This window comes from Pseudomonas sp. ATCC PTA-122608, assembly GCF_001952855.1.
Lineage (GTDB): Bacteria > Pseudomonadota > Gammaproteobacteria > Pseudomonadales > Pseudomonadaceae > Aquipseudomonas.
In genome coordinates this window covers 417,106-426,614 of the sequence record NZ_LPNO01000013.1, presented here as the reverse complement: position 1 = coordinate 426,614, position 9,509 = coordinate 417,106, and the positions used below count along the sequence as shown (strand labels likewise).

Sequence of the window (9,509 nt, the reverse complement as noted above, 5' to 3'; positions counted from 1 at the left end):
GAGGGGGGGCTTGTTCAGCCGGCAGCCCGGGCCATCTGCCGCGCGGCGTCATTGCGCCAGCGGGCCAAGTGTTCGTCGGCGTAACGCCGCACACAGCGCAGTACAGAACTCTCGTGCTGCACCAGGAAGAAGTGGTGACCGTCGAACATGTCGAGGGAGAAACCGCTGGCGGTGTCTTGCTGCCAGTCCAGCAGTTGGTCGGCACGCACACTGTCCTGCTTGCCGCCAAAGACATGGATCGGCAGGGGCAGCGGCTCGCGCTCGCCATACTCGAAACTGCCGCAAAGAAGGAAGTCGGCCCGCAGGATCGGCAACATCAACTGCATCAGTTCGGCATTGGCCAACACCTCTTCGCCGGTGCCCTTGAGTTCACGCAGGCGGGCGATCAGTTGCTCGTCGTTTTTCTCGATGGCGTATTCGCTGACATCGCGACGGGCCGGGCCGGCGGTACCCGACGCAAACAGCGCCAATGGCTGCGGTACACCACGCTCACTCAGGGCATGGGCCAGCTCGAACGCCAGCAGACCGCCGAGACTGTGGCCGAACAAGGCGTAAGGCTCGTCCAGTTCCGCACTGATTTCATCGGCCAGTTGCGCGGCCAATGCCTTGATATCGCGCTGCAAGGGCTCGTCCATGCGCATGCCGCGTCCCGGCAGTTCCAGCGGCCGCACCTGCAACCACTCGGGCAGCGCCCGCCGCCAGCGGCTGTAGACCATGGCGCTGGCGCCGGAATACGGCAGGCAAAACAGGCGTAATCGAGCCGGCGTGTTCATTTCAGACCACTCCCGCTCACACGATAAAAACCCATTTTGTCCTCCTCCAGGCGCTGATCCTTGGCCGGTTTGTTAACTGGCCTGTCACCCATGAGAACGGATGGCACCTGGAAATAATTAGTCAGCGAGACGCGGTTCACACCTATCGATAAAGCATAAGATTAGTTCGTCTTCTCATTTGACAATCATTATCATTAAGCATAATTTGTTGCCCGATGTGTAGGAGGCCTCAGCAAGGACGCCCTCCCCCAACCTCTTTTGCAGCAAGGTGATTTCCATGACGGAACAAGTATCCACAGGCAGGTGCGACTCACCCCTACTCCAGGCCTTCGTCGATAACCGACTGATCTTGGTCAAGATCGCAGCACGCATTACCGGCTGCCGGTCCCGCGCCGAAGACGTGGTGCAAGACGCGTACTTCCGGTTGCAATCGGCACCCACCATCACGTCGTCGTTCAAGGCGCAGCTGAGTTACCTGTTTCAGATCGTGCGTAACCTGGCCATTGATCACTACCGTAAGCAGGCGCTTGAGTTGAAATACTCCGGCACTGAAGAGGAAGGCTTGAATGTGGTTATTCACGGGGCTTCGCCTGAGACATCGCACATCAACTTTTCGACGCTGGAAAATATCGCGGATGCGTTGACGCAGTTGCCTCAACGCACGCGTTATGCGTTTGAGATGTACCGGTTGCATGGGGTGCCGCAGAAGGATATTGCCAAGGAGCTGGGGGTTTCGCCGACGCTCGTGAACTTCATGATTCGGGATGCGCTGGTGCATTGCCGGAAGGTTTCCGGGACTCATAGCGACACGTTTGCGCGGCGGGTTTGATTGGCTCTGCTGCTGGGTGTATATCCGTTATTTGGGTGATGGCTTCGATCGGTGCCGCTCTTACAGCGGGTCACTTTTGAAAAGAGCCCAAAAGTAACCAAAAGGCTCTTGCCCCACCACTCGGCACCTCGCTAATGCTCGGTGTGCCCTCACTCCGGCTTTGGAGCGTGGGCCGCCGCGACGGGCCATCCATGGCCCGGCGCGGCTAACCCGGCGTCCTGCCGGGTTACCCACGCTCCAAAGCCTGCGTTCGGCCAGCGTGGTTTAACGGGGCGCCTAAGATCAAGATCAAAAGCAGATCAAGAGCACAGCGGCCTACAGGCCGGCTTGAGTGTGGTGAAGCAAAGGCTAAATCAAAAGCTAAAGCGGGCACGGTCCAAATGTGGGAGCGGGCTTGCTCGCGAAGGTCGTTAACGATGACGCGGGCATTCAGGATGAACGCGGCGTTCTCAGGTTTTTCGCGAGCAAGCTCGCTCCTACAGAAAAGCAGCTCTGCTTTCGCTCTGGATCTTGCCTCTGCTTCTAACACTCAAGCCGGCCTGTAGGCCGCTGTGCTCTTGCTTTTGATCTTGATCTGACTGCCCCATTCAGCCCGAGGCCGAACGCAGGTATTGCGGAGCGGGTAAACCGGCAGGACGCCGGTTTAGCCGCGCCGGGCCATGGATGGCCCGTCGCGGCGGCCCGCTTCGCGGTGCCGGAGTGAGGGAACACCGAGCCTAGGCGAGGTGCCGACAGGCGGGGCAGAGCGTTTTGGTTACTTTTGACTGGGCCGGCATTCCGGCTTTTCAAAAGTGACCCGCTGTAAGAGCGGAACCCTAGGAGGCCGTGACCTAAACAACGGATATGCCCCCGATCAAACCAACCCACACCGCTCAAAAAACCGCTCCCGCCCCAGGATCATCAACGCCGCCCGCTTATGCGGAAAATCAAACTCCTTCTCACAGTGGAAACACTGATTCTGCATATGCCCAATCATCCGCCCGTTATCCGCCCGAGGCTCCGCCACCACACGCTGCGTACGCGGATCATCAAGAAACAGGTAATGCACCAACGCCGACAACCAACTCGCAACCTTATGCGGCCCCCGGTGATGCTCCTCACCCACCAACATATGAATCCCGCGATCGTAATCCGCCACGTCATAGAACGGCGCAATCCGATCTTCCTTGGCCCAATACGCCTCGAAATACGCAAACGGCTCATCGTCGAAACACCCGATCAACGTCAACGCATGGGGATCCGCGTCCAGCTTGTCCAGATACTCCCGATGCTGCTCCAGGCTGCCACTTTCCTGCCAGAAATTCGCCACCCGCGTACTGTTCTGCCAACGATTGAATCGCGCCAGATCGACGTCAATCTCAACCGTGCGCAGCGAAATCCAAGCCCCCAACCGCGCATCAAACCGCCGATAAACCTCACCCCGAGGCTTCGGCGCGCGAGCGGGATGGCGCTTGCCACCACTGATAATCATCTGCTGCGGATAAGTCCCTGTGAGCGACTGCCCCAACCACGGTTGCGGCAACTGCCAAAACAACGTGCGCTCACAATAAAACTGCCCGGCAACCTCGGTCGCCACCAGCAACCCACTGCGCAACGCATCCTCCGGCGCATGCTCAAGACGCCAGGCCAGCCGTTGACGCTCAGGCTCTTTGGTAAACAGCCAGTAACACGCCGCCCACAAAGCACGGGCAGCCGGCACACGGTCGGGCTCCTGCAAATGCACCAGCAGCTCATCACCCCGTTCAAGGCGCAAACGAATCAGCGGCTGCCCCTCAAGGGTCAGGCTCAGACGGCTGTCAGTTTCATCAGCATTCAGGGCAGGCCCCGCCGGCAACGGCAGGACAGACAGGTCATTCAGATTGGACATGGGATGGGCTCACGAATCGTCGACAGTTCAACAAGTGACGTGAGCCAGGGGCAAAAATTTAGACGATCACGGCACCGGCATCACATCGATGCGGTAAGGCTCGAAGATCTTCAGCAACTGGCCATTGTCCCGCAGTTGCTTGAGCAGCCCGGCGAACACCGGCCCCGTGATCGGCGCCTTGGGCCGCAGCAGCGCGAAATGGTGGTACACCTGGTCAATCCGCTCGGACACCAGGAACTGCCCCGCCGTCTCGGTGTTGCGCACCAGGAAATCGCTGAGGTAGGAGCGTGTTACCAATGCAATGTCGGCGCGGCCCCGGGCGACCATCAACAGGTTGCTGTCGTGGGAATAGGTCAAGGTGGCGTTGAAGTGCTCCGCCATGTTCCTGGGGTCGGGGTTGAAGTTGGCGAACGCGTAGTGATAGCCGCTGAACACCGCCAGGCGCTTGCCGGTCAGCTCAGTGAAGTACGATTGGTCGCGGCCGGGCTCACGCTGGGCGACGAAGATTTCCGCGTCTTCCAGGCCCATGTCGACTGCCGTGTGGGGGATGTCCTGCCAACCCCATGCCGGATTTTCGAAGATCGCCATATCCACCCGGCCTTGCTGGAAATCGCGAAAGCGCCGGGGGATCGAGGTGGGCACCAGCACAAACTGGTAATCGGTTTGCAGGGCATTCAAGGCTTCCAGCAATTGCGGCAGCAACCCGGTGTCGGCGCCCTGCTCCGGGCGCACGGTGTACGGCGGAAAATGCGCAGCCCCTACCCTCACCAACTGAGCGGCCGAAGCCGGCATCAGCCACAGTGTGCCAAGTGCCAATATTGAGAGTCCTGCAGCCAATCGCCAGGGCGAAAACATCAAGGCACACACCGTCGAAAACTTTGATCCCGCTAAGCTAGGCGTTTTTGTCTAGCGAGACAACTTTCTGCCACACAATTAATAGCTTGCGCGAACGGGCTAGTCAGCTTTCAAAACCATTAGCAGGGCTTCGTCGGCCAGTTGCTCCAGGGTCATGCTGCCCTGGGCGCGAAACCAGGTGGTGGTCCAGGACAGGGCGCCGGTCAGGAAACGCCGGGTGATAAACACATCGCCCCGGATATAACCGGCGTTTTTCGCCTCCCCCAGCACCTGCAACCAAATGTCTTCGTAGATATCGCGCAAGGCCAGTACCTGGGCCTGGCCCTCGGCCGACAGTGACCGCCATTCATACACCAGCACCGCCATCGCCTCGCCGCTGCCGCCCATGATCGACTGCAATTCGCAGCGAATCAGCGCCAGCACCCGCTCGCGCACGTTGTTCGCCTCGGCCAGGGAGGCGCGCATCAGGGCGGTGTTGTAGTGGATGGTTTCCTCCATCACCGCCCGCAGGATTTCGTCCTTGCTCTTGAAGTGATGAAAGATGCTGCCGGACTGGATCCCGACCGCGCCGGCCAGGTCACGCACGGTGGTGCGCTCAAAGCCTTTGTTGCGAAACAGGTGGGCCGCGGTTTGCAGCAACTTGCCACGGGCACTGTCGGGGTCGGTCAATTGGCCGGCGTCGACCATGGTGCGCATCACCCGCAGGGCTTTTTGCTCATCCATGCTGCTCTCCTTAACTTCTGGTTACGTCTTGGGCGGCAATTTAGGCCGTGGCAGCCAACCAAGCAAGCGCTTGGGGCAAAGTTGTGACCAGAGTTTACAAACCAAGCGCTTGCTTGGTAGTGTTGGTACCAGCAAACCAGAGGAAGGACGCCCCATGAACAAGACGGTACGCATCGGCTGCGCCAGCGCCTTCTGGGGCGACACCTGCACCGCCGCTGCGCAGTTGGTAGGAGGCGGTGCGCTGGATTACCTGGTGTTCGACTACTTGGCCGAAGTCACCATGTCGATCCTCGCCGGGGCACGGATGAAAGATCCCCAGGCCGGCTATGCCACGGATTTCATCGAGGTGCTGACGCCACTGCTGGCGGATATCCAGCGCCAGGGCATCCGCGTGATCAGCAATGCCGGCGGCATCAACCCCCAGGCCTGCGCCGCCGCGTTGCAGGCGGCCTGCGACCAGGCGCAAATCCCGTTGAAGATCGCCGTGCTGCTGGGGGATGACCTGCAACCGCAGTTCAAGCAACTGCACGGCATCACCGACATGTTCAGCGGCGCACCTTTGCCGGCGATGTGCGTGTCCACCAACGCTTACCTCGGCGCGCCGGGCATCGTGCAGGCGTTGAAGCTGGGCGCCGACATCGTCATCACCGGCCGTGTGGTCGATAGCGCCGTGGTGAGCGCGGCGCTGGTGCATGAATTCGACTGGTCCTGGCAGGACTACGACCGCCTGGCCCAGGCGGCACTGGCTGGGCATATCATCGAATGTGGCGCCCAGTGCACCGGCGGCAACTTCACCGATTGGCGCGAGGTGCCGGACTACGAACACATCGGCTTCCCGATTGTGGAGGTCAGCGCCGACGGCCAGTTCACCGTCAGTAAAGTCGACGGCACCGGCGGGCTGATCAGCGAACTGAGCGTCGCCGAGCAATTGCTGTATGAAATCGGCGACCCGCGCGCCTACCTGTTGCCCGACGTGATCTGCGACTTCAGCCACGTAAAGCTCCAGCAACAAGGCAAAAACCGCGTGCACCTGCACGGCGCCAAAGGCCTGCCGCCCACCGACCAGTACAAGGTCAGCGCCACTTACCCGGACGGCTTTCGCTGCACCGCCAGTTGCCTGATTGCCGGGATCGACGCGGTGGCCAAGGCCGAGCGGGTCAGCCAGGCGATCATCAACAAAACCTCAGAGCTGTTAAGCCAGCGCGGCTGGGCGCCCTACACCGACGTCAACATCGAACTGTTGGGCAGCGAAGCCACCTACGGCCCCCACGCCCAACGCCAGGACTGCCGCGAAGTGGTGGTGAAACTGGCGGTGCGTCACCCGAGCAAACAGGCGCTGGTGCTGTTCGCCAGAGAGATCGCCCAGGCGGCCACCGGCATGGCGCCGGGGCTCACCGGGATCGTCGGCGGGCGGCCCACGGTGTATCCGCTGATTCGGCTGTTTTCGTTCCTGATCGATAAAAGCGCCTGCCAATTGCAGGTCGACTTTCTTGGCGAGCGGCATGCCTGCGAATTGCCTGGCACCGCACCGCTGAACACTTCCATCGCCTTGATCGACCCGCCCAAACCCCAAGGCCGCGCCGACGCCAACGTGCCGCTGATCAAACTGGCCGTGGCGCGCTCTGGCGACAAGGGCAACCACAGCAACATCGGCGTGATCGCCCGCGAGCCCGAATACCTGCCGTGGATCGCCGAAGCGTTGACCCCCGAAGTGATCGTCGACTGGATGAGCCACGTGCTCGACCCGATCCACGGCCGCGTCGAACGCTGGTACTTGCCGGGCAGCCACAGCCTGAACTTCCTGCTGGAAAACGCCTTGGGCGGCGGCGGGATTGCCAGCCTGCGCATCGACCCCCAAGGCAAGGCCTTCGCCCAGCAACTGCTGGAAATACCGATTGCCGTGCCGCAGCACATTGCCGATCAATTCACTTAAAGGACCCACGCCGTGGCCTTCGACTCGATCTTCAAAGCCGACTTGTTCCAGGGGCAGACCATCATCGTTACCGGCGGCGGCAGTGGCATTGGCCGCTGCACCGCCCACGAGCTGGCAGCTCTCGGCGCCCATGTGATCCTGGTGGGACGCAAACCGGAAAAACTGCAAACGGTCGCGGCGGAGATCAATGAAGACGGCGGCCGCGCCAGCTGGCAGGCCTGCGATATTCGTGATGAAGAAGCGGTCAAGGCGCTGATCAGCCAGATCCTCCAGGAGCACGGCCCGGTTCATGGCCTGGTGAACAACGCCGGCGGCCAGTACCCCTCGCCGCTCGCGTCGATCAATCAGAAGGGCTTTGAAACGGTGTTGCGCACCAACCTGGTGGGCGGTTTCCTGATGGCCCGGGAAGTGTTCAACCAGTGCATGAGCACGCACGGCGGGTCCATCGTCAATATGCTCGCCGACATGTGGGGCGGCATGCCGGGCATGGGCCACTCCGGCGCGGCACGTTCGGGCATGGACAACTTCACCAAGACCGCTGCATTCGAATGGGGTTACGCCGGGGTGCGGGTCAACGCCGTGGCGCCGGGCTGGATTGCATCGAGTGGCATGGATACTTACGAAGGCGCGTTCAAGGCGGTGATCCCGACCTTGCGCGAGCATGTACCGCTAAAACGCATCGGCACCGAATCGGAAGTCAGCGCGGCGATTGTATTTTTACTCAGCCCTGCCGCGGCGTTCGTCAGCGGCAGCACCTTGCGCATCGACGGCGCCGCCAGCCTCGGCAGCCGCGCCTGGCCGCTGCACAAGGCGCAACCGCCGAGTGCGTCCTTTAACGGTTTCCACCGGGCGTACTTGCCGGACGTGCTCAAGGAGGAGAAATAAGCCATGCCGGTGATCGACTCGCAACTCGACGCCCACAGCCCGCAATTCGCGCAGAACCGCGAAGCAATGCTCACAGGCGTCAATCAACTGCGCCAGCTGGAGCAAAACCTGTTGAGCAAGGCCGCCGAAGCCAAGGCCAAGTTCGACAAGCGCGGGCAACTGCTGCCACGGGAACGCCTGAATTTGCTGCTGGACCCTGGCGCGCCGTTCCTCGAACTGGCAAGCCTGGCCGGCTACAAACTGCACGACGACAAGGACGGCAGCGCTGCCGGTGGCGGGTTGATCGCCGGCATCGGCTACGTCAGCGGCGTGCGCATGCTGGTGGTAGCCAATAACAGTGCGATCAAGGGCGGAACCATTTCCCCCTCGGGCCTGAAAAAATCCCTGCGCCTGCAACAGATCGCCATGGAAAACAAACTGCCGGTGGTGACGCTCGCAGAAAGCGGCGGCGCCAACCTCAACTACGCTGCCGAGATTTTCGTCGAAGGCGCACGCAGCTTCGCCAACCAGGCGCGGATGTCGGCCATGGGTTTGCCGCAGATCACCGTGGTGCATGGCTCGGCCACGGCGGGCGGCGCCTATCAGCCGGGGCTTTCGGATTACGTGGTGGTGGTGCGCGGCAAGGCCAAGCTGTTTTTGGCCGGCCCGCCGCTGCTCAAGGCGGCCACCGGCGAAGTCGCCACCGATGAAGAACTGGGCGGCGCCGAGATGCACGTGCAAACCGCCGGCACTGCCGAATACCTGGCGGAAAACGACGCTGACGGTGTGCGCATCGTGCGTGAGATCGTCAGCCTGTTGCCATGGGATGACCGCTTGCCGCCTGTGCCAAAGCGCGCTTATAGCGAGCCGTTGTACCCGATTGAAGAGCTGCTGGGGCTGATCCCCGACGATCCGAAAAAGCCCTACGACGTGCGCGAAATCCTCGCGCGACTGGCGGACGGTTCCAACTTCCTGGAGTTCAAGGGCGAGTTCGATCCGCACACCGTCTGCGGCCATTTGCATATCCAGGGCCGCGCCTGTGGTTTTATCGGCAACAACGGGCCGATCACACCGAAGGGCGCGAGCAAGGCCGCGCAATTTATCCAGCTGTGCGACCAGAGCCAGACGCCGCTGCTGTTCTTCCACAACACCACTGGTTTCATGGTGGGCACCGAGTCGGAGCAGCAAGGCGTGATCAAGCACGGCGCGAAGATGATTCAGGCGGTGGCCAATGCCCGGGTGCCGAAATTGACCATCGTCGTCGGTGGTTCCTACGGTGCCGGCAACTACGCGATGTGCGGCCGTGGCCTCGACCCGCGCTTCATCTTCGCCTGGCCCAACAGCCGCACCGCCGTGATGGGCGGCGCCCAGGCGGGCAAGGTGCTGCGGATCGTAACCGAAGCCAAGCAATTGAAAGACGGCCTGGTGCCCGACCCCAAGGTGCTCGACATGCTCGAACAGGTCACCGCACAGAAACTCGACAGCCAGTCCACCGCCCTCTACGGCAGCGCAAACCTGTGGGACGACGGGCTGATTGACCCCCGGGACACACGGACCTTGCTCGGATTTCTACTGGACATCTGCCACGAGGCCGAAGTGCGGCAACTACAGCCCAACAGCTTTGGTGCAGCGCGGTTTTGATGATCGTTCCCACGCCCCGCGTGG

General features: G+C 61.5%; 8 protein-coding genes. 4 read left to right on the top strand and 4 right to left on the bottom strand.

The annotated features are described in order from the left end of the window. Nucleotides 1-14 precede the first annotated feature (14 nt). Nucleotides 15-773 carry a thioesterase II family protein gene (locus tag AU074_RS14755; RefSeq protein WP_076015320.1) on the bottom strand — a complete coding sequence of 253 codons (759 nt, stop codon included), beginning with the start codon at nt 771-773 and terminating at the stop codon, nt 15-17. A gap of 277 nt (nt 774-1,050) precedes the next feature. Here AU074_RS14755 and AU074_RS14750 point away from each other — a divergent pair, with 277 nt between their 5' ends. Next, a complete protein-coding gene (locus AU074_RS14750) occupies nt 1,051-1,602 on the top strand; it encodes an RNA polymerase factor sigma-70 (protein WP_076015319.1) in 552 nt (183 codons plus the stop codon). An 853-nt stretch (nt 1,603-2,455) separates the two neighbouring features. On the opposite strand, the gene AU074_RS14740 is transcribed toward AU074_RS14750, so the two are convergent. The 3 genes from AU074_RS14740 to AU074_RS14730 form a co-directional block, all read right to left on the bottom strand. Then, a complete protein-coding gene (locus AU074_RS14740; protein WP_076015318.1) occupies nt 2,456-3,469 on the bottom strand; it encodes a GNAT family N-acetyltransferase in 1,014 nt (337 codons plus the stop codon). 66 nt (nt 3,470-3,535) lie between these two features. Then, entirely contained in the window at nt 3,536-4,324 is a 789-nt protein-coding gene (locus tag AU074_RS14735; protein WP_076015317.1) for an ABC transporter substrate-binding protein, read from the bottom strand. Between the two features lie 99 nt (nt 4,325-4,423). Continuing rightward, on the bottom strand, nt 4,424-5,047 hold the full coding sequence (locus AU074_RS14730; protein WP_076015316.1) for a TetR/AcrR family transcriptional regulator: 624 nt from the start codon (nt 5,045-5,047) through the stop codon (nt 4,424-4,426). A 154-nt stretch (nt 5,048-5,201) separates the two neighbouring features. Between AU074_RS14730 and AU074_RS14725 the strand changes: the two genes are divergently transcribed. The 3 genes from AU074_RS14725 to atuC are packed head-to-tail and all read left to right on the top strand — an operon-like array spanning nt 5,202 to nt 9,485. Continuing rightward, nucleotides 5,202-6,980, top strand: a complete 1,779-nt coding sequence (locus tag AU074_RS14725) for an acyclic terpene utilization AtuA family protein (RefSeq protein ID WP_076015315.1) — start codon at nt 5,202-5,204, stop codon at nt 6,978-6,980. A 12-nt stretch (nt 6,981-6,992) separates the two neighbouring features. After that, a complete protein-coding gene (locus AU074_RS14720) occupies nt 6,993-7,865 on the top strand; it encodes an SDR family oxidoreductase (protein WP_076015314.1) in 873 nt (290 codons plus the stop codon). A gap of 3 nt (nt 7,866-7,868) precedes the next feature. Next, on the top strand, nt 7,869-9,485 hold the full coding sequence (gene atuC / locus AU074_RS14715) for a geranyl-CoA carboxylase subunit beta (RefSeq protein WP_076015313.1): 1,617 nt from the start codon (nt 7,869-7,871) through the stop codon (nt 9,483-9,485). Nucleotides 9,486-9,509: the final 24 nt, after the last annotated feature.